The organism is Pseudomonas sp. MF7453 (genome assembly GCF_016405455.1).
GTDB lineage: Bacteria > Pseudomonadota > Gammaproteobacteria > Pseudomonadales > Pseudomonadaceae > Aquipseudomonas > Aquipseudomonas paralactis.
The window spans coordinates 35,296-60,919 of sequence record NZ_JAEKCN010000005.1 but is presented as its reverse complement, the minus strand read 5'-3'; the positions used below and the strand labels follow the sequence as shown (position 1 = coordinate 60,919).

At 60.2% G+C, this 25,624-nt stretch carries 27 protein-coding genes; 15 read left to right on the top strand and 12 right to left on the bottom strand.

Annotation, left to right across the window (positions count from 1 at the left end; translation table 11 throughout):
* Positions 1-33: 33 nt before the first annotated feature.
* Positions 34-681 (bottom strand): hypothetical protein, encoded by a 648-nt coding sequence (locus JFT63_RS09675; RefSeq protein ID WP_057701808.1) that lies wholly within the window; start codon positions 679-681, stop codon positions 34-36.
* 369 nt (positions 682-1,050) lie between these two features.
* Here JFT63_RS09675 and coxB point away from each other — a divergent pair, with 369 nt between their 5' ends.
* The 4 genes from coxB (at position 1,051) to JFT63_RS09655 (ending at position 5,433) form a co-directional block, all read left to right on the top strand.
* On the top strand, positions 1,051-2,178 hold the full coding sequence (coxB, locus tag JFT63_RS09670) for a cytochrome c oxidase subunit II (protein ID WP_057701807.1): 1,128 nt from the start codon (positions 1,051-1,053) through the stop codon (positions 2,176-2,178).
* A 58-nt stretch (positions 2,179-2,236) separates the two neighbouring features.
* Positions 2,237-3,820 (top strand): cytochrome c oxidase subunit I, encoded by a 1,584-nt coding sequence (ctaD, locus tag JFT63_RS09665; RefSeq protein WP_198843852.1) that lies wholly within the window; start codon positions 2,237-2,239, stop codon positions 3,818-3,820.
* A gap of 138 nt (positions 3,821-3,958) precedes the next feature.
* Positions 3,959-4,510, top strand: coding sequence for a cytochrome c oxidase assembly protein (locus JFT63_RS09660; RefSeq protein ID WP_198843851.1), 552 nt, complete (start codon positions 3,959-3,961; stop codon positions 4,508-4,510).
* Between the two features lie 35 nt (positions 4,511-4,545).
* The gene (locus JFT63_RS09655) at positions 4,546-5,433 is read left to right on the top strand and encodes a cytochrome c oxidase subunit 3 (RefSeq protein WP_044270265.1); all 888 of its coding nucleotides are present in this window, start codon (positions 4,546-4,548) and stop codon (positions 5,431-5,433) included.
* 6 nt (positions 5,434-5,439) lie between these two features.
* On the opposite strand, the gene JFT63_RS09650 is transcribed toward JFT63_RS09655, so the two are convergent.
* Complete coding sequence (locus tag JFT63_RS09650) at positions 5,440-5,643, bottom strand: twin transmembrane helix small protein (RefSeq protein WP_032878566.1); 204 nt, start codon at positions 5,641-5,643, stop codon at positions 5,440-5,442.
* 32 nt (positions 5,644-5,675) lie between these two features.
* Between JFT63_RS09650 and JFT63_RS09645 the strand changes: the two genes are divergently transcribed.
* Genes JFT63_RS09645 through JFT63_RS09625 form a run of 5 tightly spaced genes read left to right on the top strand, consistent with a single transcriptional unit; the run spans position 5,676 to position 9,599 of the window.
* Entirely contained in the window at positions 5,676-6,440 is a 765-nt protein-coding gene (locus tag JFT63_RS09645; RefSeq protein WP_186559039.1) for an SURF1 family protein, read from the top strand.
* Positions 6,406-6,990 (top strand): hypothetical protein, encoded by a 585-nt coding sequence (locus tag JFT63_RS09640; RefSeq protein ID WP_186559038.1) that lies wholly within the window; start codon positions 6,406-6,408, stop codon positions 6,988-6,990. The genes JFT63_RS09645 and JFT63_RS09640 overlap by 35 nt, the downstream gene beginning before the upstream one ends.
* 10 nt (positions 6,991-7,000) lie before the next feature.
* On the top strand, positions 7,001-8,080 hold the full coding sequence (locus tag JFT63_RS09635) for a COX15/CtaA family protein (protein ID WP_057701802.1): 1,080 nt from the start codon (positions 7,001-7,003) through the stop codon (positions 8,078-8,080).
* Positions 8,068-8,967: a heme o synthase gene (gene cyoE, locus JFT63_RS09630; protein ID WP_198843850.1), complete on the top strand. Its 900-nt coding sequence runs from the start codon at positions 8,068-8,070 to the stop codon at positions 8,965-8,967. Before JFT63_RS09635 ends, cyoE begins: the two co-directional genes overlap by 13 nt.
* Positions 8,964-9,599 carry an SCO family protein gene (locus JFT63_RS09625; RefSeq protein WP_198843849.1) on the top strand — a complete coding sequence of 212 codons (636 nt, stop codon included), beginning with the start codon at positions 8,964-8,966 and terminating at the stop codon, positions 9,597-9,599. The genes cyoE and JFT63_RS09625 overlap by 4 nt, the downstream gene beginning before the upstream one ends.
* A 132-nt stretch (positions 9,600-9,731) precedes the next feature.
* Here JFT63_RS09625 and JFT63_RS09620 read toward each other — a convergent pair whose 3' ends face one another.
* The 3 genes from JFT63_RS09620 to JFT63_RS09610 are packed head-to-tail and all read right to left on the bottom strand — an operon-like array spanning position 9,732 to position 12,235.
* On the bottom strand, positions 9,732-10,502 hold the full coding sequence (locus JFT63_RS09620; RefSeq protein WP_198843848.1) for a MetQ/NlpA family ABC transporter substrate-binding protein: 771 nt from the start codon (positions 10,500-10,502) through the stop codon (positions 9,732-9,734).
* A gap of 51 nt (positions 10,503-10,553) precedes the next feature.
* Positions 10,554-11,228 (bottom strand): methionine ABC transporter permease, encoded by a 675-nt coding sequence (locus JFT63_RS09615; RefSeq protein ID WP_005783435.1) that lies wholly within the window; start codon positions 11,226-11,228, stop codon positions 10,554-10,556.
* On the bottom strand, positions 11,228-12,235 hold the full coding sequence (locus tag JFT63_RS09610) for a methionine ABC transporter ATP-binding protein (protein ID WP_057701798.1): 1,008 nt from the start codon (positions 12,233-12,235) through the stop codon (positions 11,228-11,230). Before JFT63_RS09610 ends, JFT63_RS09615 begins: the two co-directional genes overlap by 1 nt.
* A 265-nt stretch (positions 12,236-12,500) precedes the next feature.
* On the opposite strand from JFT63_RS09610, the gene katE reads away from it, so the two are divergent.
* Positions 12,501-14,642, top strand: a complete 2,142-nt coding sequence (gene katE / locus JFT63_RS09605) for a catalase HPII (protein ID WP_198843847.1) — start codon at positions 12,501-12,503, stop codon at positions 14,640-14,642.
* 115 nt (positions 14,643-14,757) lie between these two features.
* Here katE and JFT63_RS09600 read toward each other — a convergent pair whose 3' ends face one another.
* Genes JFT63_RS09600 through zur form a run of 4 tightly spaced genes read right to left on the bottom strand, consistent with a single transcriptional unit; the run spans position 14,758 to position 17,548 of the window.
* A complete protein-coding gene (locus JFT63_RS09600; RefSeq protein WP_005783438.1) occupies positions 14,758-15,477 on the bottom strand; it encodes a PA5502 family lipoprotein in 720 nt (239 codons plus the stop codon).
* A 37-nt stretch (positions 15,478-15,514) separates the two neighbouring features.
* The gene (znuB, locus tag JFT63_RS09595; RefSeq protein ID WP_057701796.1) at positions 15,515-16,303 is read right to left on the bottom strand and encodes a zinc ABC transporter permease subunit ZnuB; all 789 of its coding nucleotides are present in this window, start codon (positions 16,301-16,303) and stop codon (positions 15,515-15,517) included.
* Positions 16,296-17,066, bottom strand: a complete 771-nt coding sequence (znuC, locus tag JFT63_RS09590; RefSeq protein WP_005783440.1) for a zinc ABC transporter ATP-binding protein ZnuC — start codon at positions 17,064-17,066, stop codon at positions 16,296-16,298. Before znuC ends, znuB begins: the two co-directional genes overlap by 8 nt.
* On the bottom strand, positions 17,066-17,548 hold the full coding sequence (gene zur / locus JFT63_RS09585) for a zinc uptake transcriptional repressor Zur (RefSeq protein ID WP_005783442.1): 483 nt from the start codon (positions 17,546-17,548) through the stop codon (positions 17,066-17,068). The genes znuC and zur overlap by 1 nt, the downstream gene beginning before the upstream one ends.
* Positions 17,549-17,606: 58 nt before the next feature.
* On the opposite strand from zur, the gene JFT63_RS09580 reads away from it, so the two are divergent.
* Positions 17,607-18,536, top strand: coding sequence for a zinc ABC transporter substrate-binding protein (locus JFT63_RS09580; protein ID WP_198843846.1), 930 nt, complete (start codon positions 17,607-17,609; stop codon positions 18,534-18,536).
* Between the two features lie 124 nt (positions 18,537-18,660).
* Here JFT63_RS09580 and JFT63_RS09575 read toward each other — a convergent pair whose 3' ends face one another.
* Positions 18,661-19,614 carry a homoserine kinase gene (locus JFT63_RS09575; RefSeq protein ID WP_057701794.1) on the bottom strand — a complete coding sequence of 318 codons (954 nt, stop codon included), beginning with the start codon at positions 19,612-19,614 and terminating at the stop codon, positions 18,661-18,663.
* A 55-nt stretch (positions 19,615-19,669) separates the two neighbouring features.
* Positions 19,670-19,960: a DUF2782 domain-containing protein gene (locus JFT63_RS09570; protein WP_057701793.1), complete on the bottom strand. Its 291-nt coding sequence runs from the start codon at positions 19,958-19,960 to the stop codon at positions 19,670-19,672.
* 74 nt (positions 19,961-20,034) lie between these two features.
* On the opposite strand from JFT63_RS09570, the gene polA reads away from it, so the two are divergent.
* On the top strand, positions 20,035-22,830 hold the full coding sequence (gene polA, locus JFT63_RS09565) for a DNA polymerase I (protein ID WP_198843845.1): 2,796 nt from the start codon (positions 20,035-20,037) through the stop codon (positions 22,828-22,830).
* Between the two features lie 268 nt (positions 22,831-23,098).
* On the opposite strand, the gene yihA is transcribed toward polA, so the two are convergent.
* Complete coding sequence (yihA, locus tag JFT63_RS09560; protein WP_198843844.1) at positions 23,099-23,740, bottom strand: ribosome biogenesis GTP-binding protein YihA/YsxC; 642 nt, start codon at positions 23,738-23,740, stop codon at positions 23,099-23,101.
* Positions 23,741-23,932: 192 nt separating this feature from the next.
* Between yihA and JFT63_RS09555 the strand changes: the two genes are divergently transcribed.
* The 3 genes from JFT63_RS09555 to dsbA all read left to right on the top strand — a co-directional run bounded on the left by JFT63_RS09555 (position 23,933) and on the right by dsbA (position 25,617).
* Positions 23,933-24,154 (top strand): hypothetical protein, encoded by a 222-nt coding sequence (locus JFT63_RS09555; RefSeq protein ID WP_005783453.1) that lies wholly within the window; start codon positions 23,933-23,935, stop codon positions 24,152-24,154.
* A 33-nt stretch (positions 24,155-24,187) separates the two neighbouring features.
* Complete coding sequence (locus JFT63_RS09550) at positions 24,188-24,814, top strand: c-type cytochrome (protein WP_057701790.1); 627 nt, start codon at positions 24,188-24,190, stop codon at positions 24,812-24,814.
* 167 nt (positions 24,815-24,981) lie between these two features.
* On the top strand, positions 24,982-25,617 hold the full coding sequence (gene dsbA, locus JFT63_RS09545; RefSeq protein ID WP_057701789.1) for a thiol:disulfide interchange protein DsbA: 636 nt from the start codon (positions 24,982-24,984) through the stop codon (positions 25,615-25,617).
* Positions 25,618-25,624: the final 7 nt, after the last annotated feature.

Below are 25,624 nucleotides of genomic sequence, written 5' to 3'. Positions count from 1 at the left end.
GCTCCCACATTGGATCTTTATCGGATCTGAAATTTACGCCATCTGATCCAGCGACAGCTCAACCCCGAGCTGGCGCGACAGGCATGGCCAGCGCTTCCACGCCGCTTCTGTTTCCGGGCTTTTGAGCTGTTCGCGATAGGCCTCGACCGACTCCAGCGCAAAACTTTCTTCGTTGAGCATTTCATCCACTGCGTGGTGTACGGCCTCATCCAATTGGTTGGCGAATGTTTCGCCGATCAATCGATGCGCAATCACGTTGGCCACGGTGGTATCCGCCGGGATTAACGGCTGGCCGAAATGCTTGATGTACAGGTCGTTGACCTCTTCCACCAGGCGATGGGCCAGGTAAGCCTCGTCCAGCAGGCCGTCCAGACCTTCGTGCCCGGCCAGGATCGCGGGCGGTTGCAGGAAAAAGTGTTCGGCGATTTTCAGCACCGGCTTGATCTGGCTTTCAATTCCGGCCTCGCGGGCCACGTCATTGGCGGCGTCCAGCAAATCGGGAACCAGGTCGATATAAGCGGTGACAAAACGCGTCATGACGATGTTGCGATCACCGTCAGCCAGGGAAATGGCCGAGTGCAGGTGCGGCAATTGTTGTTCCAGCTGAGTGGCAAGCTGGCCGGTGCTGGCTTCGTGTTGATGGGCACGGGAAATCTGCTCGCGCAATGCGGCGGTGTTCATGAAGGCTCCAGTGAAACAGGCGTAGGAAAAGGGAGAGGATAAGGTAGTTCGTTTATACGAGCGCCTAAGACGCATTTGTCATAATTATTTCATGGTTATACGCGGGCGTTATATCGAAATGCCATCGTTCGTCGGATAAACGATTCCGCCGCCCATTTTACGGGGTCCGTCTGTCTGTTTCTATTGATTTGCCCCCACGCATTGCGGGGTTGCTACGGCTGTCTATACTCGATTTTGTACGCAATTAGCTGATGACGCCCAACTGCATGACGCAGGCAAGGCTTGGCGGTTGTAAGCAGTATGGAAGCCGCTCCCTTCGCCGCAGGTGCAAACCGGCGGGATAACAAGAAACATAAAGGGGAACCCGCAATGACGCGACATCCACACGTTTGGATGGGCCTCCTGTTGTGGTCGGTATTCGGCCAGGCACACGCCGCCTGGACAACGAATATGGCGCCAGGGGCTACTGAAGTCAGTCACGCCGTGTTTGACCTGCACATGACCATTTTCTGGATCTGTGTGGTGATCGGCATCGTCGTGTTTGGCGCGATGTTCTGGTCGATGATCCTGCACCGCCGCTCCACGGGCCAAGTCGCGGCCAAGTTCCACGAGAGCACTACCGTGGAAATTCTCTGGACGGTTGTGCCCCTGCTGATTCTCGTGGCCATGGCCATACCGGCGACCAAGACCCTCATCAACATCTACGACAGCAGTGAGTCGGATATCGATATCCAGGTCACCGGCTACCAATGGAAGTGGCACTACAAATACCTGGGCCAGGATGTGGAGTTCTTCAGCAACCTGGCCACGCCCGCCGAGCAGATCCATAACCAGGCCACCAAGGGCGAACACTACCTGTTGGAAGTCGACCAGCCGCTGGTATTGCCGGTGGGCGCCAAGGTGCGCTTTCTGGTGACCGCCGCCGATGTGATCCATTCCTGGTGGGTGCCGGCCTTTGCAGTCAAGCGCGATGCCATCCCGGGCTTCGTCAACGAGGCCTGGACCCGCGTCGAGAAGCCCGGCATCTACCGTGGCCAGTGCGCCGAACTCTGCGGCAAAGACCACGGCTTCATGCCCATCGTGGTTGAGGTCAAATCCAGGGCCGACTACGACGCCTGGCTGGGCGAGCGCAAGGAAGAAGCGGCCAAGCTCAAGGAACTTACCTCCAAAGAGTGGACGCTGGACGAACTGGTGGCCCGTGGCGACAAGGTCTACCACACCACCTGCGTGGCCTGTCACCAGGCTGAGGGCCAAGGTTTGCCGCCGATGTTCCCGGCGCTCAAGGGCTCGAAAATCGCCACCGGACCGGCCAAAGACCATCTGAGCATCGTGTATCACGGCAAGCCCGGCACCGCGATGGCAGCTTTCGGCAAGCAGCTTTCGGAAGTGGATATCGCTGCTGTGGTGACCTATGAGCGTAACGCCTGGGGCAATAACAAAGGCGACATGGTCACGCCCAAAGACGTGCTGGCTCTGAAACAGGCGGAAAGCAAATGACGACTTTCATTGCCAATGCCCTGAATCGCCCCGCTCACTCGCACGCAGGAGAACGGCCATGAGCACTGTGATCGACCACGGTTATGCCGACCATGCCCACGGCCCCGCCAAAGGCTTGATGCGCTGGGTGCTGACCACCAACCACAAAGACATCGGCACGATGTACCTGTGGTTTGCCTTCACCATGTTCCTGCTCGGTGGCTCGTTCGCCATGGTGATCCGCGCCGAGTTGTTCCAGCCGGGCCTGCAAATTGTGCAGCCGGCGTTCTTCAACCAGATGACCACCATGCACGGCCTGATTATGGTGTTCGGCGCGGTGATGCCGGCTTTTGTCGGGTTGGCCAACTGGATGATCCCGCTGATGATCGGCGCGCCGGACATGGCCCTGCCGCGCATGAACAACTTCAGTTTCTGGCTGCTGCCGGCGGCGTTCCTGCTGCTGGTTTCCACCTTGTTCAGCCCCGGTGGCGGGCCGAATTTCGGCTGGACCTTCTACGCGCCGCTTTCCACCACCTATGCGCCGGAAAGCGTGACGTTCTTTATCTTTGCCATTCACCTGATGGGCATCAGTTCGATCATGGGGGCGATCAACGTGGTCGCCACCATCCTCAACCTGCGTGCCCCTGGCATGACCTTGATGAAGATGCCGCTGTTCGTGTGGACCTGGCTGATCACCGCGTTCCTGCTGATCGCGGTGATGCCGGTGCTGGCGGGCTGCGTGACCATGATGCTGATGGATATCCATTTCGGTACCAGCTTCTTCAGCGCGGCCGGCGGCGGTGACCCGGTGCTGTTCCAGCACGTGTTCTGGTTCTTCGGCCACCCTGAGGTTTACATCATGATTCTGCCGGCGTTCGGCGCTGTCAGCTCGATCATCCCGACCTTCTCGCGCAAGCCGCTGTTCGGCTACACCTCGATGGTCTACGCCACGGCGAGCATCGCATTCCTGTCGTTCATCGTGTGGGCGCACCACATGTTCGTGGTGGGCATTCCGCTGGTGGGTGAGTTGTTCTTCATGTACGCCACCCTGCTGATCGCCGTGCCCACGGGGGTCAAAGTCTTCAACTGGGTCAGCACCATGTGGCAAGGCTCACTGACGTTCGAGACGCCGATGCTGTTTGCGGTGGCCTTCGTGATCCTGTTCACCATTGGCGGCTTCTCCGGACTGATGCTGGCGATTGCGCCGGCGGACTTTCAGTACCACGACACCTACTTTGTGGTGGCGCACTTCCATTACGTACTGGTGCCCGGCGCGATCTTCGGGATCTTCGCCTCGGCCTACTACTGGCTGCCGAAATGGACCGGCCACATGTACGACGAAACCCTGGGCAAGCTGCATTTCTGGCTGTCTTTCGTGGGCATGAACATGGCGTTCTTCCCCATGCACTTTGTAGGGCTGGCTGGTATGCCTCGGCGAGTGCCGGACTACAACTTGCAATTTGCCGACTTCAACATGGTTTCGTCCATTGGTGCCTTTATGTTCGGCGCCACACAGATCTTCTTCCTGTTCATTGTGATCAAGTGCATCCGTGGCGGCCCCCCTGCGCCGGCCAAGCCGTGGGATGGCGCCGAAGGCCTGGAATGGAGCGTGCCTTCGCCTGCGCCGTACCACACCTTCACCACGCCGCCGGAGGTCAAATGAACACGTCATCGCTGAACCCTTGTGGGAGGGGGCTTGCCCCCCATTGCTGCCCCACAGCCAATGATGATATCGACTGGCACGCCGCCATCGGGGGCAAGCCCCCTCCCACACTGATCACATTCGCTTCAGGAGTGTGTCATGGCTGACTCCGTGCCGATCAAACGCCTGGTCACCCGCCTGCTGATCCTGGTGCTGGCGATGTTCGCGTTCGGCTTCGCGCTGGTGCCCATCTACGACGTCATGTGCAAGGCGTTCGGCATCAACGGCAAGACCGCCGGGCAGTACGAGGGCGAGCAAATGGTCGACCCTTCCCGCCAGGTGCGGGTGCAGTTTCTGTCCACCAACGCCATCGACATGGTCTGGGAGTTTCATTCCAGGGCCGATGAGATTGTGGTCAACCCGGGGGCGGTTAACGAGATGCTGTTCGTGGCCTACAACCCTACCGATAAGCCCATGACCGCCCAGGCGATCCCGAGTATTTCCCCGGCCGAAGCGGCCATGTATTTCCACAAGACCGAATGCTTTTGCTTCACCCAGCAAGTGCTTCAGCCGGGTGAGCGGATCGAAATGCCGGTGCGTTTTATCGTCGACCGCGCGATGCCCAAGGATGTGAAGCATTTGACCCTGGCGTACACGCTGTTCGATATCACTGCGCGTCAGCCGCCCGTGGCCGTGAGGACTGGCGGCTAGCTACTGTTTGCCCCCTCAATCAGGAGAGCGAATACATGTCGACTCATGATACGTACTACGTACCTGCGCAAAGCAAATGGCCGATAATTGCCACGATTGGCTTGCTGGTCACCGTGTACGGCCTGGCGGTGTGGTTTAACGACTTGAAGGCCGCGCGCCCCGAATCCCACGGGCCGTGGATCTTTTTCGTGGGCGGCCTGTTGTTGGCCTACATGTTGTTCGGCTGGTTCGGCGCGGTGATCAAGGAAAGCCGAGCCGGGCTGTACAGCGCGCAGATGGATCGCTCGTTTCGCTGGGGCATGACCTGGTTCATCTTTTCCGAGGTGATGTTCTTCATCGCCTTTTTTGGTGCGCTGTTCTATGTGCGCGTCTGGGCGGGCCCCTGGCTGGCGGGTGAAGGCCCCAAAGGCATCGCGCATATGTTGTGGCCGAACTTCGAGTTTGCCTGGCCGCTGCTCAACAACCCCGACCCCAAGCTTTACCCGGCGCCCAAAGGCACCATCAGCCCTTGGGGCCTGCCGTTGGTCAATACCATCCTGTTGGTGAGTTCCAGCGTGACCATCACCATTGCCCACCATGCCCTGCGCAAAGGTCATCGCGGTGCGCTCAAGCTTTGGCTGGCGATCACCGTGCTGCTGGGCCTGGCATTTCTTGGGTTCCAGGCTGAGGAATACATCCATGCTTATAAGGAGTTGGGCCTGACCCTGGGCTCAGGTGTATACGGCGCTACGTTCTTCATGCTGACGGGCTTTCACGGCGCCCACGTGACCATCGGCACCCTCATTCTGTTCGTGATGCTGATGCGCATCCTGCGTGGGCATTTCAACGCCGAGCATCAGTTCGGCTTCGAGGCGGCCAGTTGGTATTGGCACTTTGTGGATGTGGTGTGGATCGGGTTGTTTTTCTTTGTTTATGTGCTGTGAGGCGGCTTACCAAGGCGCATGAGAGACCAGTTGGCCGCTGAAAAAGCCCCAGGCGATCAAGCCCACGGTGATCACGGCCAGTACCACACGCACGGTCAAGGCAGTGACGAGGCGGTTGGAGTTGCCCTCGTCCTTGACCAGGAAGAACAGGCCACTGAACAGGCTCACGACAGTCGCGATCAGCATCAGGGCAATGGCTGCTTTGAGCATGGTCTGGCTCCAGGGCTGCAGAGGGAGGGGCGATGAGATCCAGTATAGCCAGTGCCATGCAGCGCTTTCGTCCAGGTGTCGCGCCGACACTGGTGGTGCTGGTGCTGTTACCGCTGATGGTGAGCCTGGGGTTCTGGCAGCTGTCTCGTGGGCATGAAAAACAGCTGTTGGTGGAGCGTTACGCCGAGCGCCGCGTCGCCGAGCCGATCAGCAGTGCGCAGCTCGGTGATATGGCCGACCCGGCCTTTCGCCGCGTCCATCTTCGCGGGCAATTGGACGGCGCGCACAGCGTATTGCTGGATAACCGTATGCGTGACGGCAAGGCGGGTGTCGAACTGCTGCAACCCTTTCAGGATCAGGCCAGCGGCCTGTGGCTACTGCTTAATCGCGGCTGGTTGCCGTGGCCGGACCGGCGTACGCCGCCGGCCTTCTCCACCCCTGAGCAGGCATTGAATCTCGACGCCTGGGTGTACGTCGCCCCCGGCGAGACCTTCCAGCTGCATGCCGACCCTGCCAGCGCGCAATGGCCGCGCTTGCTCACTGCGCTGCACCCCGCCGCGCTGTGGGAAGAGCTGGGGCGCAGCGGCTTTGCCTACGAGCTGCGTGCCGAGGCGGGCCCCGGCACGTACGAAACCACCTGGCCTGTCGTTGCCATGGGCCCGGAAAAACACCTGGCCTACGCCGTGCAGTGGTTCGCCATGGCGCTGGCGTTGCTGGTGCTTTACCTCTACCTCGGATGGCACAACAAAAAGGAGAAGCCCCATGGGAGCGGCCATGAATCCACCCAGCACGTCTGAAGCACCGGACCGGCGCAAAGGGCGCTGGCAGCTGATCTTGATCCTGATGATGGTGATCGGCCCGATGGTGCTGGCCACCTTCATGTACAAATTGCAGTTCTGGGTGCCGGACAGCCGCAGCTATCACGGTGAACTGATCGGTAATGGTCAAACCCGTGCCGATATCGGCGTGCAGGCTGATGAGGATCGTTGGCAACTGCTGGTTACCGCGCCCACCGCCTGCGCCGCCGATTGCCAGCAACTGGTGTACCTGGCGCGCCAACTGCAAATCAGCCTTGGCCGTGATGCGTCCCGCGCCAGCCATGCCCTGGCGGCTGCACAACCGCTGAGCACCGACTACGAGGCCAAGCTAAAAGCTGAATACCCGCAACTGCAGCGCTACCCGCTGGATGTGTCGACCTTTGCCAGGAGCGCCGCCGCGCCCGGCGAGTCGCAGCTGTGGATCGTCGACCCCCACGGCAACCTGGTGCTGCGCTACGACGCCAGGGTCAAGGGCAAGGACTTGCTCAACGACCTGCGCCTGCTGCTGAAACTGTCGAACATCGGATAAGGGCACCGTTATGGCCAAGCCTGGATTTCGCCTCGCGCTGTTTGCCACCTTGTTGGCGCTGATTGTCGTGCTGCTCGGTGCCTATACCCGCCTGACCCACGCCGGGCTCGGCTGCCCGGACTGGCCCGGCTGCTACGGCTTTATCAGCGTGCCGCAAAGCGAAGCCCAGTTGGCCCATGCCGAACTGCATTTTCCGGATGCGCCGGTGGAGGCCGACAAGGGCTGGGCAGAAATGACCCATCGCTACTTCGCCGGCACCCTGGGTTTGCTGATTGCGCTGCTGGCGGCGCGTGCGTGGAGCCATCGACGTGACCCGGGCCAGCCGGTGAAATTGCCACTCTTTGTGTTAGTGGTGGTGCTTGCTCAAGCGGCGTTCGGCATGTGGACGGTGACGTTAAAGCTGTGGCCGCAGGTGGTGACGGGGCATTTGCTGGGCGGTTTTGCGACCTTGAGCCTGTTGTTTCTGCTCACCCTGCGCCTGTCCGGTGTGCTGCCTGCCTTGATTGTGCCCAGGCGCCTGCAATATTGGGCAACGGCAGGGCTGGTGCTGGTGATCGGGCAGATCGCGCTGGGGGGGTGGGTCAGTTCCAACTACGCGGCCGTGGCCTGCGTTGACCTGCCGACCTGCCACGGCCAATGGTGGCCGGCGGCGGACTTTGCCAATGGCTTTCACCTGACCCAGCACATTGGCCCCAATTACCTGGGCGGCCAACTCGACAGCGAGGCGCGTACGGCCATCCACCTGACCCATCGTATCGGCGCAGTGCTGGTGACCCTGGTGCTGTTGGGGCTGGCCTGGCAACTGCGTGCAGTGGGCATGACGCGGCTGGCGGGCTTGCTGTTGATCGCACTGGCGGCGCAAGTCTGCCTGGGAGTGAGCAACGTGGCGTTCGGCCTGCCGCTGCCGGTGGCGGTGGGTCACAACGCGGGCGGAGCGGCCTTGTTACTGAGCCTGGTGCTGGTCAATTACCACGCTCGCACCAGTCTGGTCCGGATTCGCGCCCCGCTGCCGCTCGGCTGGCGGTTCAGCCCGCGCAAACAGGTTTCAGGCCTGATCACCCTTAAAGGAGAGATGCCGTGGCGACCCTGATCGGCGCAGGCCACGATCGGGCAATCTGGCGTGACTACCTGGAGCTGACCAAGCCCAAAGTAGTGGTGCTGATGCTGATCACCTCGCTGGTGGGCATGTTCCTGGCCACTCGTGCCGGCGTGCCGTGGACGGTGCTGGTGTTCGGCAACTTGGGTATCGCCCTGTGTGCGGGCGGCGCAGCAGCGGTGAACCATGTGGTTGATCGGCGGATTGATGCACTGATGGCACGCACCCATAAGCGGCCGCTGGCCGAGGGGCGCGTATCGCCCGCTGCGGCATTGGTCTTTGCGCTGTTTCTGGCAGTGGCCGGCCTGGCGCTGCTGTTAGCGTTCACCAACCCTCTGGCGGCTTGGCTGACATTGGCGTCGCTGCTCGGCTACGCGGTGATCTACACCGGCTTTCTGAAGCGGGCGACCCCACAAAATATCGTCATCGGTGGCCTCGCCGGGGCAGCGCCGCCGCTGCTCGGTTGGGTGGCCGTCACTGGGCATGTGAGTGCCGAACCCCTGCTGCTGGTGCTGATTATCTTCGCCTGGACCCCGCCGCACTTCTGGGCCCTGGCCATTCACCGCAAAGAGGAATATGCCAAGGCCGACATCCCCATGCTGCCGGTCACCCATGGCGAGCACTACACCAAGGTGCATATCCTGCTGTATACCTTCGCCTTGCTGGCGGTGAGCCTGATGCCCTATGTCATCCATATGAGCGGGCTGCTCTACCTGAGTTGTGCGGTGGTATTGGGCGCGCGCTTTCTGCAATGGGCCTGGGTGCTGTACCGTGGCAGCAGGCCGCACGCGGCGATCAACACGTTCAAGTACTCTATCTGGTACCTGCTGCTGCTGTTCATCGCCCTGCTCGTAGACCACTACTTACTGTTGAACCTATGACTCGAACTCAAAAAACCGTCTTCATTCTCGTGGCCCTGGTGGCATTGATCATGGGCCTGACCGTCAACAAAGTGCTCTCGGGCAAAGGCCAGGGCGACCCGACCGCGCTGATCGACGCCGGCATCATCCTGCTGCCGCAAAGCCGTCAGTTGCCCGCGGTGAGCATGACCAACCAGGACGGCCAGCCGGTGCTGGCCAATGAATTGAAAGGCAAGTGGAGCCTGCTGTTCTTCGGCTACACCTTCTGCCCGGACATCTGCCCGACCACCCTCGCCCAGCTGCGCCAGATCAAGAGTGAGCTGCCCAAAGAGGCTGTGGATAAGTTGCAGGTGATTTTGGTCAGCGTTGATCCGAACCGCGATACTCCGGCCCAGCTCAAGCAGTACCTGGGTTACTTCGACCCGCAATTTCAGGGTCTGACCGGCGCGAATGTTGAGGAGGTGCAGAAGGTTTCGAATGCGGTGAGCATTCCCTTCATTCCGGCGGATACCAGCAAGCCGAACTACACCGTCGACCACAGCGGTAACCTGGCGCTGATCGGCCCGGATGGTACTCAGCGTGGGTTTATTCGTGCGCCGTTGAACAACCAGAAGCTGATGGCGCAGTTGCCGGGGTTGCTACAGCGCAAATAGCAGCCACATAAAGCCGATTTTGTAGGAGCGAGCTCGCTCGCGAAGAACTCACAGGCGCCGCGTTTATTCAGGCCGCGCGAGTTATCGTTGACGTTTTTCGCGAGCAAGCTCGCTCCTACAGATCGGGTTGGATCAGAACGCCGGTTTGATCGCGCCTTTGTATTTTTCTTCGATGAATTTCTTCACTTCAGGCGTGTGCAGGGCTGCAACCAGCTTCTTCACTGCGTCCGCATCCTTGTTGTCTTCGCGGGTTACCAGGATGTTCACGTAAGGCGAGTCGCTGCCTTCGATGACCAGGGCGTCCTTGGATGGGTCCAGCTTGGCTTCCAGGGCGTAGTTGGTGTTGATCAGTGCCAGGTCGACCTGGGTCAGCACGCGCGGCAGGGTGGCGGCTTCCAGTTCGCGGAACTTGAGTTTTTTATCGTTGCCGGTGATGTCCTTGATGGTCGACAGGATGTCGGTCGGGTCCTTCAGGGTGATCAGACCGTTCTTGGCCAGCAGCAACAGCGCACGACCGCCGTTGGTGGCGTCGTTAGGGATCACCACGTTGGCGCCGTCAGGCAGGTCGGCCAGTTTCTTGTACTTGCTGGAGTAGGCACCCAGGGGTTCCAGGTGCACGCCGCCAACGCTCACCAGGTGAGTGCCTTTGGCCTTGTTGAACTCATCCAGGTACGGCTGGTGCTGGAAGAAGTTGGCGTCCAGGCGTTTTTCAGCCACCTGTACGTTTGGCTGCACGTAGTCGGTGAACACCTTGACCTGCAAATCCACGCCTTCTTTGGCAAGGGCAGGCTTCACGAATTCGAGGATTTCGGCGTGGGGCACCGGCGAAGCGGCGACCGTAATCGTCTCGGCGTGGGCGGAAAACGCGGCAACGGCGGCGAAAGCAACCAGTAGTTTTTTCATCCAGCAAGCTCCTTGTTCGGGCATCTGCCGGCTTTGAGCCGGCAATGGTCGTTATTTTCGAGAAAAATGCACCACCAGCCTGTCGCCGACGGTTTGCAGAATTTGCACCAGGATCAACAGCATTACCACGGTGACTACCATCACATCAGTCTGGAAGCGCTGATAACCAAAACGGATCGCCAGGTCACCCAGGCCGCCAGCTCCGACTACACCGGCCATGGCCGTGTAGGAAACCAGTGTAATCGCCGTCACGGTAATCGCCGCGAAAATGCCGGGGCGCGCCTCGGGCAACAGGGCGTTGGTGATGATCTGGCGCGTGCTGGCGCCCATGGATTGGGTGGCTTCGATGATGCCGCGGTCGACTTCACGCAGGGCCGTTTCCACCAGCCGCGCAAAGAATGGCGTAGCGCCTACGACCAGCGGCGGGATCGCACCGGCAACGCCCAGCGACGTGCCCGTGATCAGGACGGTGAACGGAATCATCACGATCAACAGGATGATGAACGGTAGCGAGCGCAGGATATTTACGATCAGCGATAACAGCGCGTACAGGCCTTTTTGTTCGAACAATTGGCGCGGGCTGGTCAGAAACAGCAGTACACCCAGAGGCAGGCCCAGCAGCACGGTGAAAAACAGCGAGCCGAACAGCATGGTCATGGTGTCGCCGGTGGCGAGCCAGATTTCGGACCAGTCGATGTTGGCGAAGAAACTCAGGAAAACGTCCATCAGCGCAGCACCTCCATATGAACGTCGGCGGCGGTGAAGCGTGCAAACGCAGCTTCCATGTCACCGCCGGTGACGGCGAGGGTCAGTTGCCCGTAAGGGATGTCTTTGATGCGGTCGATACGACCGGCCAGGATGCTGTAGTCCACGCCCGTTTCGCGAGCGACTGTCCCCAGCAATGGCGCGTAGGTCGCATCGCCCTGGAACGTCAGCCGCACGATGCGGCCCGGCACATGGGCGAAGTCGTCGCGCTGCTCGCCTTCGTCAACCTGCTCGGCTTCCTGCACGAAACGCTTGGTGGTCGGATGCTTGGGGTGCAGGAACACGTCGGCGACCGAACCTTGCTCGACGATCACGCCAGCATCCATCACCGCGACCTGGTCACACACGCGGCGGATCACATCCATTTCATGGGTGATCAGCACGATGGTCAGGTTCAACTCGCGGTTGATCTCGGCCAACAGTTGCAGGACCGACGCGGTGGTCTGTGGGTCTAGCGCGCTGGTGGCTTCGTCGCACAGCAGGATCTTCGGCTTGGTCGCCAAAGCGCGGGCGATGCCGACGCGCTGCTTCTGGCCGCCGGACAACTGCGCCGGGTACTTCCTGGCGTGGTCCGACAAACCGACGCGGGCGAGCAGCTCAGCCACGCGCTGGTCGATTTCCTTGCGCGACAGTTCACCGGCAAGCGTCAGCGGCAGCGCGACGTTGTCGGCCACGGTCTTGGACGCCAGCAGGTTGAAGTGCTGGAAGATCATCCCGACCTGCTGACGGAAGCGGCGCAGGCCGTTGGCATCCAGGGCGGTGACTTCTTCACCGTCGACCGTGATCTGCCCGCCGCTGGGTTCTTCCAGGCGGTTGATCAGGCGCAGCAGTGTGCTTTTACCCGCACCCGAGTGGCCAATCAGGCCAAACACCTGGCCGTTGGCGACACGCAGGCTGGTGGGGTGCAGTGCGGGAATATCCTTACCGGCGACGCGGTAGGTTTTATGGACGTTTTGAAACTCGATCACGTAGCGAACCTTGTGGGGCGCATTGAAAAGGGATCAGCGGTTAGCCGGGCGCGCATTTTAGCCTGTCCATCTAGTGTTTCTTAGCATTTATTTCGTATCCATCCAGCGATTTGGCAATAACGAGACCAAAGGTCATAAAAAAGGAACGGCCCAAAACCCCATCAGTCACTACATAAGCAATTCGATGTCCCGGGTGCCGTGCCTGGGGTTTCGCTCAAACGAGCCGGGGACCGCTCTGGCCACTTTGACTAAGGAGTTTTGACTGATGAGTACCAAGAAGCCAGCCACCCCGCCCAAGAGTGAACTCGCGGGTACCGATACCCTGGACCGAGGCAATACCAACGCCAAACTGCAGGCGTTGGAAGAATTCCGTTCCGATGCAACCGGCCAGGCCCTGCGCACCAACCAGGGTGTGAAGATTTCCGACAACCAAAACAGCCTGAAAGTCGGCGCCCGCGGCCCTTCGCTGCTCGAAGACTTCATCATGCGTGAAAAGATCACGCACTTTGACCATGAGCGTATCCCTGAGCGCATCGTGCATGCCCGGGGTACCGGCGCCCATGGTTACTTCCAGAGCTATGGCGACCATTCGGCGCTGACCAAGGCCGGTTTCCTGCGCACGCCTGAGCATAAAACCCCGGTATTCGCGCGTTTTTCCACGGTGCAGGGCCCGCGCGGTTCTGGCGACACCGTGCGTGATGTGCGTGGGTTTGCCGTGAAGTTCTTCACCGACGAAGGCAACTTCGACCTGGTGGGTAACAACATGCCGGTGTTTTTCATTCAGGATGCGATCAAGTTCCCTGACTTTGTACACGCGGTAAAACCTGAGCCGCACAACGAGATTCCTACCGGCGGCTCGGCACACGACACTTTCTGGGATTTCGTCTCGTTGCAGCCGGAGTCGGCGCACATGGTGATCTGGGCCATGTCTGACCGGGCCATCCCAAAAAGCCTGCGCACCATGCAGGGCTTTGGCGTGCATACCTTCCGCTTGATCAACACCGAAGGTAAATCCAGCTTCGTGAAATTCCACTGGCGCCCGACAGTAGGCACGTGCTCCCTGGTATGGGACGAGGCGCAAAAGCTGGCCGGCAAAGACACCGACTATCACCGCCGTGACCTGTGGGAATCGATTGAGAGCGGCGATTACCCCGAGTGGGAACTGGGTGTGCAGATCGTGGCCGAAGAAGACGAACACAAGTTCGATTTCGACTTGCTCGACCCGACCAAAATTATCCCTGAAGAGTTGGTGCCGATCACCCCGCTGGGCAAGATGGTGCTCAACCGTAACCCGGACAACTTCTTCGCTGAAGTTGAGCAGGTCGCGTTTTGCCCGGGCCATATCGTGCCGGGCATCGACTTTACCAACGACCCGCTGCTGCAAGGCCGCTTGTTTTCCTACACGGACACGCAGATCAGTCGATTGGGTGGCCCGAACTTCCATGAGCTGCCGATCAACCGCCCGGTTGTGCCTTTCCATAACGGCCAGCGCGACGCTCAGCATCGCACCGTGATTGATAAGGGTCGTGCGTCCTACGAGCCAAACTCCATTGATGGTGGCTGGCCGAAGGAAACCCCTGTCGCGCCTGCCGACGGTGGCTTTGAGTCCTACTACGAGCGCGTCGATGCCAATAAAGTGCGCGAGCGCAGCGAATCGTTCGGCGACCATTTCTCACAGGCCACGCTGTTTTACAACAGCATGAGCCACCACGAGAAAGAGCACATCATCGCGGCCTATAGCTTTGAGCTGGGCAAGGTCGAGCGCGAGTTTATTCGGGCGCGCCAGGTCAACGAGATCCTGGCCAATATTGATCTGGAACTGGCCAAGCGCGTGGCGCAGAACCTGGGCTTGCCAGCGCCGACCAAGGGTACGGTTGCGCCAGTGAAAACATCGCTTAAAGAATCACCGGCGTTGAGCCAGGTGAATTTGCTGTCGGGCGATATCAAGACACGTAAAGTGGCGATTCTGGCGGCGAACGGCGTTGATGGTGCGGCGATTGATGCGCTTAAGGCCGCGCTGGAGGCTGAGGGTGCTCATGCCAAGTTGCTGGGGCCGACGTCGGCGCCTGTGACCACCGCCGATGGCAAGACGCTGCCGGTAGACGCTTCGATGGAAGGTATGCCGTCCATTGCCTTCGACGCCGTGTTTATCCCGGGCGGAAAAGAGTCGGTGAAAGCGCTGAGCGGCGATGGCGTGGCGTTGCATTACGTACTGGAGGCGTACAAGCACCTCAAGGCGATTGCGGTGGCCAGTGATGTGAAGCCGTTGCTGGATTTGTTGAAGCTGGAGGCGGATGCGGGGTTGATCGTGGGCGCGGATGCCAAGGCGTTCAAGGCGTTCTTTGCTGCGATTGCTCAGCATCGGGTTTGGGAGCGGGAGCCGAAATCGAAGGCGATTCCGGCTTAAATCTTCGGTTGCTTTCTAAACTGCTATCGGGGGCAAGCCCCCTCCCACACTTGAATGTATTCACAATTCAAATGTGGGAGGGGCGGTGCGACGATTCGACTTGCCCCCGATGCTTTTAGTCCGCCTTGCGTGGAATCAGCACAACCTGTGCCGGAATGTGTTTCAGAATCTGCCGGTGAATTTTCAGGTCATACCCCGAATCAATCCGCTTTACCCGTTTGGTCAGCAGCGTGGCCAGCCACGGGTAATCCTGGGTGCGCGGCACCTGGATGCTGACATCGCATTGATAATTCACCACGTCGGTGGCGATGGCATCCAACTGATGACGCATGTCTTCGACATCCGCGAGGTTCAGCGCCACGGTGGTGCTCGGCGCTGCGGGGTCGATGACCTTGGCCGCAGGCTTGGCTTCGGCGGCTTTCAACGCGGCTTCTGCTTGATCCAGTTCGGCCTTGCGCGCATGACTGATCGCGCTGTTGACGCCACCGGTCAGTGCGGGGGCCTTGGGCATCAGTGCGCGGGCACGGCTCAGGGCAGTGGCAGCGGCGTTGACATCACCTTTTTGCAGCACGATCTGGCTGCGCTGCAGGTAGGCTTCGGCCAGTTGACGCTGGTAGGCCTCAAGTGCGGGATCGTTGGGCGACTGGGCCTGCAACGCCGCCAGTTGGTCTTCGGCGGTTGCCAGCTCGCTGCTGGCCAGGTTTTGCTCCAGCTGCGCGATGGCCACAGCGCGTGCGTCCGGGGCCTCGGGGGCAGCGGGCGGCGTGCTTTGACAGGCGCCCAGCAGCAGGGAAAATGCGGCAAGGAGCAGATAACGGGAGGTGAACGGCTTCATTCCTGCGACTCTCTATTTGCGCAAAAAGCGAGCAAGTCTACACCCCTCGACGGGGCAGGACAAAACTCAGCAGAAACAGGGCGGCCGCCGTAACCACAATCGACGGCCCGGCCGGTGTGTCCTTGAACCAGGACAGCGCCAGGCCACCACACACTGCAAGCATCCCCAAGAGGCTGGCGCCAATCGCCATCTGCTCCGGAGAGCGGGCGTGGCGCTGGGCAGCGGCGGCAGGAATGATCAGCAGCGACGTGATCAACAATACGCCGACTATCTTCATCGCGACAGCAATCACCACGGCGATGAGCAACATCAGGGCCATGCGCAGGCCTGCGACGGGCAAGCCTTCCACCCTGGCCAGCTCTTCATGCACGGTGATCGCCAGCATCGGGCGCCACAGGGCTACCAACAACGCCAGTACGCCAGCACTGCCGCCGAGGATCCAGGCCAGGTCAGTGGGGCTGATCGCCAACAGGTCGCCGAACAGGTAGGCCATCAGGTCGATACGCACTTCATGCATGAAGCTCAATACCACCAGGCCCAAAGACAAGGTGCTTGGCGCGAGGATGCCCAGCAACGTATCGGAGGCCAGCGGCTGGCGTTGTTGCAGGGTCACCAGCAGTACCGCCAGCAGCAGGCAGCCGACGGTCACGGCGATGGTCGGGCTTACGTCCAGCAGAAAACCCAGGGCCACACCCAGCAACGCGGCATGGGACAAGGTGTCGCCAAAATAGGCCATGCGCCGCCAGACCACAAACGAGCCCAGCGGGCCCGCCACCAGTGCCAAAGCCAAGCCTGCCAGCAGGGCGTAGAGCAGAAAATCAGCCATGCTTGCAGCTATCTCCATGAACGTGGGGAGTATCGACCACGGCACCATGCAGGTCATGGGCGTGGTCGTGATGATGGTGGTAGATCGCCAGGCTCTGAGCGTTTTTGCCGAACAGCTCCACAAACGCCGGGTCGCCACTGACCTGTTCCGGGTGGCCGGAGCAGCACACATGACGGTTAAGGCAGACCACCTGGTCGGTGGTGCTCATCACCAGGTGCAGATCATGGGAGACCATCAGCACGCCGCAGCCGTGGCGGTCGCGCAGGCGGGTGATCAGGCTGTAGAGCTCGGCCTGACCGGCGACGTCGACGCCTTGTACCGGCTCATCGAGTACCAGCAGCTCTGGCTCGCGCAACAGCGCGCGGGCCAACAGTACGCGCTGCATTTCGCCGCCGGAGATGCTTTGTACCGGGCTGTCGATGACCTGCTCGGCGCCGACTTCCTTGAGCGCGGCCTGTGCACGGGCGCGGTCGACACCGGGCACCAGGCGCAGGAAGCGCAATACGGACAGCGGCAGGGTCGGGTCCACATGCAGCTTTTGCGGCATATAGCCCACGCGCAGCTTGGGCTTGCGCCATACGCTGCCGCTGTCGGGCTTGAGCAGGCCAAGTACGGCGCGCACCAGAGTGGTCTTGCCCGCGCCATTGGGGCCGATCAAGGTGACGATTTGCCCCGGCTCCACGCTCAGTGCAATGTTTTCCAGCACGTTTTGCCCGGCGAACGTGACGCCAACCTGCTCCAGACGGATCAACGCGTTGCTCATCAAGCCCCCTGGCAGCCCGCGCACAGGCCGACCACTTCGACCGTTTGCCCCTCGACCTTGAAGCCTACGTCGGCAGAGCTTTGGATAATGGCGTCACTGATGCTTTTTTGTTCAAGCTCAATGGCTGCGTGGCACTCGCGGCAGATCAGGAACTGGCCCTGATGCGCGTGCTCCGGGTGGTTGCAGCCGACAAAGGCGTTGAGCGATGCGATGCGATGGACCAGGCCGTTTTCCAGCAGGAAATCCAGTGCGCGGTACACGGTAGGCGGCGCGGCGCGGCGGCCGTCCTGTTCGCTGAGTACGCCAAGAATGTCGTACGCACCCAGCGGCTTGTGGCTCTGCCACACCAATTCCAGCACCCGGCGACGCAACGCGGTCAGGCGCAAGCCCTTTTGTGCGCACAGGGTATCGGCCTCTGACAATGCGGTGTGCACGCAGTGAGAGTGGTCGTGGGGACGGCTGGCAAGCGGTGTTTTAGGCATGAGCGGCGACAGATATTTGATAGAGACGTTATTATGTTACCCGTTCCTACGCCATTGAGTGGTCATCGTGTCCCGACTTTTTCCCGTTTTTGTCGTTTTTGTCACCAGCTTGTTCGCTGCGGGTGCCGCTCAGGCCGACGTGAAGGTGCTCACCAGCATCAAGCCGTTGCAGCTGATTGCCGCGGCGGTGCAGGACGGTGTGGCGGTTCCGGAGGTATTGCTGCCGCCGGGTGCCTCACCGCATAACTTCGCGCTGCGCCCATCCGACGTACGGCGCGTGCAGTCGGTCGACCTGCTGTATTGGATCGGCCCCGACATGGAGACCTTTTTGCCGCGCGTGTTGAAAGGCCGTACGGCGACGACCGTAGCCGTGCAGGACCTGCCGGGCATGAAGCTGCGCATTTTTGGCGAAGATAGCCACTCTCACGCTGAAGAAGCCGACGACCATGATCACGATCATCGCCCTGGCAGTGTCGATGCACACTTGTGGCTGTCGACAGTCAATGCGCGGGTAATCGCCAATCGGATGGCTGCCGACCTTGGCGCGGCCGACCCTGCAAATGCGGAGCGTTACCAGACGAATGCCAAGGCATTCGATGGTCGCCTTGACGCGCTGGATGCACGCCTGAAAAAGCGTTTGGCGGGTGTCGAAGGCAAGCCTTACTTCGTGTTCCACGAAGCCTTCGATTACTTCGAAGAGGCTTACGGCCTCAAGCACGCCGGCGTGTTCAGCGTGGCCGCCGAGGTGCAGCCAGGCGCCCAGCATGTGGCGGCGATGCGTGCGCGGTTGCAGGAAGTCGGCAAGACGTGCGTGTTCAGCGAGCCGCCGTTGCGCCCGCGCTTGGCCGAGACATTGGTTGCTGGGTTGCCGGTGAAGCTGGCGGAGCTGGATGCGTTGGGTGGCTATACCCCGGCGACCGCGCAGGGCTATGAACAGGTACTGGAAAAACTCGGCAATGACCTTGCCGGATGCCTAGAGTCTCTATAGCGCTGCACTGCCTCGCTGTAGGAGCGAGCTTGCTCGCGAAGAACGTCAACGGTGACGCGTTCTTGCTGGATAAACGCGTCGTTATCAGGTTTTTCGCGAGCAAGCTCGCTCCTACAGGGGCTGGTTACAGCGCGAACGGCAGGTGGACGGTGACCTGCTGACGTTGCACCAGCCTGTGTTCGAACTCTGCCGGGTCATGAATCAACACATCCTGCCCGGCAAACGACTCCGCCGCGATCAAGCGCGACAGCCAGAACCGCACGCACGCCACGCGCAGCATGGTCGGCCATAGCTCGGCCTCCTTCGCGGTAAACGGCCGCAGCCCTGCATAAGCACCCAAAAGCGCCCGGGCGCGTTGCCCGTCAATTACACCATCGGCATCCGAGCACCAGTCATTCAAGGCAATCGCCACGTCGTAGAGCATCGGCCCCGAGCAGGCGTTGTAGAAGTCGATCAAGCCCGTCAGGTGCGTGCCTTCAAACATCGCGTTGTCGCGAAACAGGTCGGCGTGAACGTTGGCCCGTGGCAGGCCGAGGATGTCAGCTTTATGGGTTTCGATCTCGCTTAGCGCGTCTTGCAGCAGGCGCTGCTGTGCGTCGTTGAGGTGCGAAATCAGCTGCGCGCCCTCATTGAGCATCCAGTTCAGCCCGCGGTCGGTCTTGCGCTCCAGCACTTTTTCACCCTGAGTCGCCAAGTGCAGGTGACCGAGCAGGTCGCCGACCTGGGCGCAGTGTTGGGCGTTGGCGTCCTTGATGTGCTTGCCAGCCAGGCGCGGTTGCAGCAAGGCCGGTTTGCCCTTGAGTTCGCGCAAGGCGACGCCGTCGGTGGTACGCAGGGCGTACGGCACGGGCAGGTCGGCAGCGTGAAGCACGTCGAGCAGTTCGATGAAGAATGGCATTTCTGCCACTGGGCCGCGCTCAACCAGGGTCAGCACAAACTCGCCCTGCTCCAGGCTGATAAAGAAATTGGTGTTTTCGCTGCCGGCGGCAATCCCCTGGAAATCAAGCAGGCGGCCGAGCCCGTAAGGGGCGAGAAAGGTTTCCAGCTCGGGCCGAGCCAGGGGGGTGAACACAGACATGGTTAAAACTGCCGTTACGGGCGCTGCCGTAGCAGCGCCGGTTAAAATTAAGAAATCATTTCCATTCGAAGATCTTCCATGACGGGATCAGCATATCCGGCTGGTCAGAGCGGATGAAGTTCGCGTCGGTTCCGTCCGCACGCACCAGGAAATACGCTGGAGCACCCTTCGGGGTGACCTTGATGGCGTACAGGAAGCCGTTCTGGCGGTACTCCTGGATAGTCTTGTCGCCTTCCGTGCGAATGGTAACTTCCGGGTCTGCCGAAGGGGCATCGTCTGCCGCCATGGCAGCCATCGGAGCGAGTGCAAACAAGCCGGTCAACAGCAGGCGATTGAATGTACGCATGATAACCTTGTCCCTTTGTTTTCATTGGTCCGGCTATTCTAGCGCCTGACCCGCCGAAAAGGTTGATCCTGCTCATGAGCCAAGCGCCCCTCGTCCTGGTGGACGGTTCTTCTTATCTGTACCGCGCCTTCCACGCGTTGCCACCGCTGACCACCTCCAAAGGCCTGTCGACCGGTGCGGTCAAGGGCGTGTTGAACATGCTCAAAAGCCTGCGCAAGCAGTACCCGGACAGCCCGTTCGCGGTGGTGTTCGACGCCAAGGGTGGGACCTTTCGCGATGAGATGTACGCCGAATACAAGGCCAATCGCCCGAGCATGCCCGATGACATGCGCCTGCAAATCGAGCCGCTGCATCAAAGCGTGATCGCCCTGGGCTTCCCGTTGTTGTGCGTCGAAGGCGTTGAGGCTGACGACGTGATCGGCACCCTGGCCCGCAGCAGCGCGGCCGCCAGCCGCCCGGTGGTGATTTCGACCGGTGATAAAGACATGGCGCAGTTGGTGGACGGGCACATTACCCTGGTCAACACCATGACCGGTAGCTCGATGGACGTTGAGGGCGTAAAAGAGAAATTCGGCGTCGCTCCCGAGCAGATCATCGACTACCTGGCATTGATGGGCGATTCGTCCGACAACATCCCAGGCGTTCCGGGCATTGGCCCTAAGACCGCTTCGGGCTTGTTGGTGGGGGTCAATGGCGGTCTCAAAGAGCTTTATGAGCAGCTCGATATTGTGCCAACCCTGCCTATCCGCGGAGCCAAAACCCTGCCGGCCAAGCTGGAAGAACACAAGGAAATGGCATTCCTGTCCTATCAGTTGGCGACGATCAAGATCGATGTGCCGCTGGACGTGGGCCTGGATGACCTGCACCTGATCGAGCCGGACCGCGAAAAGCTGCTGGAGCTGTACACGCTGCTTGAGTTCAAGAGCTGGTACGACGAAATCCAGCGCGATGCCAAGCGTGTGGAGCTCAAGTCGGCGAGCGAGGTTGCGCCTGCCGCCGACACGCCGGTTGAGGCCGTTATATCGGTGCCGGTAGAGGCGGTTTACACCACTATCCTGGACCAGGCCACGTTCGACGTGTGGCTGAAGAAACTCCACGATGCGCCGTTGTTTGCCTTCGACACCGAAACCACCGGCATCGACGCCCAGCAGGCGCAACTGGTCGGGGTCTCGTTCGCTGTGCAGCCCCATGAGGCCGCCTACATTCCGCTGACCCACTCCTATATCGGCGCGCCGGATCAATTGGACCGTGACACCGTGCTGCTGGCCTTGAAACCGCTGCTGGAAGACCCGACCAAACTCAAGGTTGGCCAGCACGCCAAGTTCGATATGAACATCCTCGCCAACTGCGCCATCGGTGGCGACCCTGCGCAGGGCATCACTGTGCGGGGCATCGCCTTCGACACTATGCTCGAATCCTACGTGCTGAACTCCACGGCGACCCGCCATGACATGGACAGCCTGGCGAAGAAGTACCTGGACCACGACACGGTCAGTTTCCAGGACATTGCCGGCAAAGGCGCCAAGCAGCTGACATTCGACCAGATTGCCCTTGAGCAAGCAGGCCCTTATGCGGCCGAAGATGCCGATGTGACCTTGCGTCTGCACCAGGCGCTGCACGCGAAGCTGGCCGCGATCCCGAGCCTGGCCAGTGTGCTGACCGATATCGAGATGCCGCTGGTGCCGGTTCTGGCACGTATCGAGCGCCAGGGCGCATTGGTAGACAAGGAGCTGCTGGGCATCCAGAGCATTGAGTTGGGTAACAAGATGGTCGAGCTGGAGCGCCAGGCCTTCGAGATTGCCGGTGAAGAGTTCAACCTCGGTTCACCCAAGCAGCTTGGTGCAATCCTCTACGAGAAGCTGGGGATGCCGGTGTTGAAAAAAACCGGCAAGGGGCAGGCGTCCACTGCCGAAGAAGTACTGGCCAAATTGGCCGAAGATGATTTTCCGTTGCCCAAGGTGCTGATGCAGTACCGCAGCATGAGCAAGCTCAAAAGTACCTATACCGACCGCCTGCCGGAACAGATCAACCCACGCACCGGGCGCATTCATACGTCTTATCATCAGGCGGTAGCGGCCACCGGGCGCTTGTCCTCCAGCGATCCGAACCTGCAGAACATCCCGGTGCGCACCGCCGAGGGGCGGCGCATTCGCCAGGCGTTTGTCGCGCCCAAGGGCTACAAGCTGCTGGCGGCTGACTATTCGCAGATCGAGCTGCGGATCATGGCGCACCTGTCCAGGGACGAAGGACTGATGAACGCTTTCCGAAACGATCTGGACGTGCACACCGCCACGGCTGCCGAGGTATTCAAGGTTGAGCTGGCTGAGGTCACGTCCAACCAGCGCCGCAGCGCCAAGGCGATCAACTTCGGCCTGATCTACGGCATGGGTGCCCAGAAGCTGGGCAAGGACATCGGTGTCGACACCAAGACCGCCAAGGCGTACATCGATGTGTACTTCGCCCGCTATCCCGGTGTTCGCGAATACATGGAGCGCACTCGCGCCCAGGCAGCGGACCAGGGCTATGTAGAAACCTTTTTCGGGCGACGCCTGTACTTGCCGGATATCAACTCCAACAAGCCTCAGGAGCGCGCCGCTGCAGAACGCACGGCTATCAACGCGCCCATGCAGGGCACGGCGGCGGACATCATCAAGAAGGCCATGGTGCAGGTGGATAACTGGCTGACCGAGTCAGGCCTGGATGCCAAGGTGATCCTGCAAGTGCACGATGAACTGGTACTGGAAGTGCGTGAGGACCTGATCCCACAAGTCAGCGAGAAGATTCGCGAATATATGAGCGCCGCGGCCCAGCTGGACGTACCGCTGGTAGTGGATGTGGGCGTAGGCGATAACTGGGACGAAGCGCACTGAGGCCAAACCTGCGCCAACACCGCGGGTGCTGGCGCAGTGCTTTAGAGCACAAATCGCCGACGGTTATTTCCAATAGTTTTTTGGAGCTGCCGGAACTTAACCTGTGAACTGCCACTCAGAGTTACTGAATGGGTGGTGAAGCCCTTCAATGCTCCTATGTTGTGTTAAGTGTTGGCAGATATCTGGACCCCGCCCTAGCGGTCCGGAACTTGAACCCCGAACTTCCCTCCCCATACGAAGTCCGGGGTTTTTTTTGCCCGCAGAAAAGTTACTCGGTGACTTCCGCGCCTTTGTCCGCCAATTCCATCCAGCCGGCCAGCACGGTGTAAGCCTCTTCCAGGCCCATGCGCTTTGGCGCCGAGAACAGTTGGATAGTGATGGTATCGCCCCAGCCCTTACGGATCTCGGACTGCACTTTGAGCAGGGTGTTCTTGGCTGCGCCGTAGGTGAGCTTGTCGGCTTTGGTGAGCAGGATATGCATCGGCATGCCGCTGGCGACCGCCCAATCGAGCATCAGCAGGTCGAAGTCAGTCATCGGATGGCGGATATCCATCATCAGAATCAGACCCTTCAAACTCTCCCGGCCACCCAGGTAAGCCTCCAGGTGACGCTGCCAGTGCAGCTTCAGCGGGATAGGTACTTTTGCATAACCGTAGCCCGGCAGGTCGACCAGACGCCGATCATCGTCTAGCTTGAAGAAATTGAGCAGTTGCGTGCGACCCGGGGTTTTCGAGGTGCGCGCCAGGCTGGCGTGGGTCAGGGTGTTCAGTGCGCTGGATTTGCCAGCGTTGGAACGGCCGGCAAAGGCGACTTCAAAGCCCTCGTCATCGGGGCATTGGTCCACTTTGGCGGCGCTGAGCATGAACGTGGACTGTTGGCACAGGCCGAGGATGGGATTCTTGAGTTGCATGAGATTTCCGATGTGGGCGGTGCCGAAAAAGGGTGCGGCAAGCGGTGTCGTTTCCGTTTCAGTAGCGCCAGTATATAATGCCGCAGATTTTGTGTGTGCTTTGTCCCAGCGAAGGATGAAGCTCACGGGAGCGAAAGACCTTTATTGCGCATTAGAACGCAAAACGCTCTCAAACCCTGAAAAGGTCGATGTATGGCCTCAATGGTTGCCGCTTTTGGTGTCCTGAACCCGCTTTACGGCGCTCAGGCTACACAGGATCCACAAGCGCTGTACAACCGAGTTTGTGTGGTCACGCTGATGCAGCGCGTGACCCAGGGTTTCAAGGCAATGCCGCCGCGTGGTTTGTGCATGGACTGCAGTACTGAGGATTACCAGGCCGTCATTGAGTTGGCGGTGAGTAAACCCGGTAGATAACTCTTAAACCCTTAGCCGTAGTTGGATTAGCTGATGAACAAACTGATCGTGAGTCTGCTGTTGACCTTGGGCATCACAGGCGCTGGCGTCGCTGCAGAGGGCCCCGTCAAAGGTGATGCCACTGCCGGTCAAGCGAAAGCCGCCGTGTGTGGTGCCTGCCACGGGCCGGATGGCAACAGCCCGGCGCCGAACTTCCCCAAACTGGCCGGCCAGGGTGAACGTTACCTGACCAAGCAGATGCACGACATCAAGGACGGCAAGCGCACGGTGCTGGAAATGACCGGCCTGCTGACCAATCTCAACGATCAGGACCTGGCGGACCTCGCAGCGTATTTTGCCAGCCAGAAAGGCAGTGTGGGAGCTGCTGATCCTAAATTGGTAGCCCGCGGAGAGAAGCTGTTCCGTGGTGGTGACCTGGAAAAAGGCTTGCCTGCTTGCACCGGTTGCCACTCGCCAAATGGCGCAGGCAACGCCGCCGCGGGCTTCCCGCACCTGAGCGGACAGCACGCCACCTATATCGCCAAGCAATTGACTGACTTCCGTAAAGAAGAAGCCGGCCGGGCCAATGATGGTGACGCAATGACCATGCGCACCATTGCTCGCAAGCTGAGCGATGAAGACATTGCAGCCCTCTCCAGTTATATCCAGGGCCTGCACTGACGGGGCTCGACGTTAACGCTCGATTAATCCCGCGATGCAAGCATAAAAAGGGTGGCTATGGCCGCCCTTTTTTGTGGCCGCTGCCGTTACACTAACGAACTCATGCCCGCGTAGACCTGTCACAACAAAGGTCGCGTGAGGCGACTTTATTTGTCCAGGAGTAAAGCATGCGTAATCTGATCCTCAGCGCCGCTCTCGTCACTGCCAGCCTCTTCGGCATGACCGCACAAGCTGCCGACGTGCCGCTTGAAGCCGGTAAAACCTACGTTGAATTGGCTAACCCTGTACCGGTTTCGGTACCCGGCAAGATCGAAGTGGTGGAGCTGTTCTGGTACGGCTGCCCGCATTGCTACGCTTTTGAGCCGACCATCAACCCATGGGCCGAAAAGCTGCCCAAGGACGTTAACTTCCGTCGCCTTCCCGCCATGTTCGGCGGCCCATGGGATGCCCACGGCCAACTGTTCCTGACCCTTGAAGCCATGGGTGTGGAACATAAGGTTCACAACGCCGTCTTCGAAGCCATCCAGAAACAAGGCAAGCGCCTGACCAAGCCGGACGAAATGGCTGACTTCGTCGCCACCCAGGGTGTGGACAAGGACAAGTTCCTGGCCACGTTCAACTCCTTCGCCATCCAGGGCCAGATCAAGCAGGCCAAGGAACTCGCGCAGAAGTACGGTGTGCAAGGCGTTCCAACCCTGATCGTCAACGGCAAATACCGTTTCGACCTGGGCACTGCCGGTGGTCCTGAAGCGGTCCTCAATGTTGCCGACCAATTGATCGCCAAAGAGCGCGCAGCCAAGTAAGGGGCCC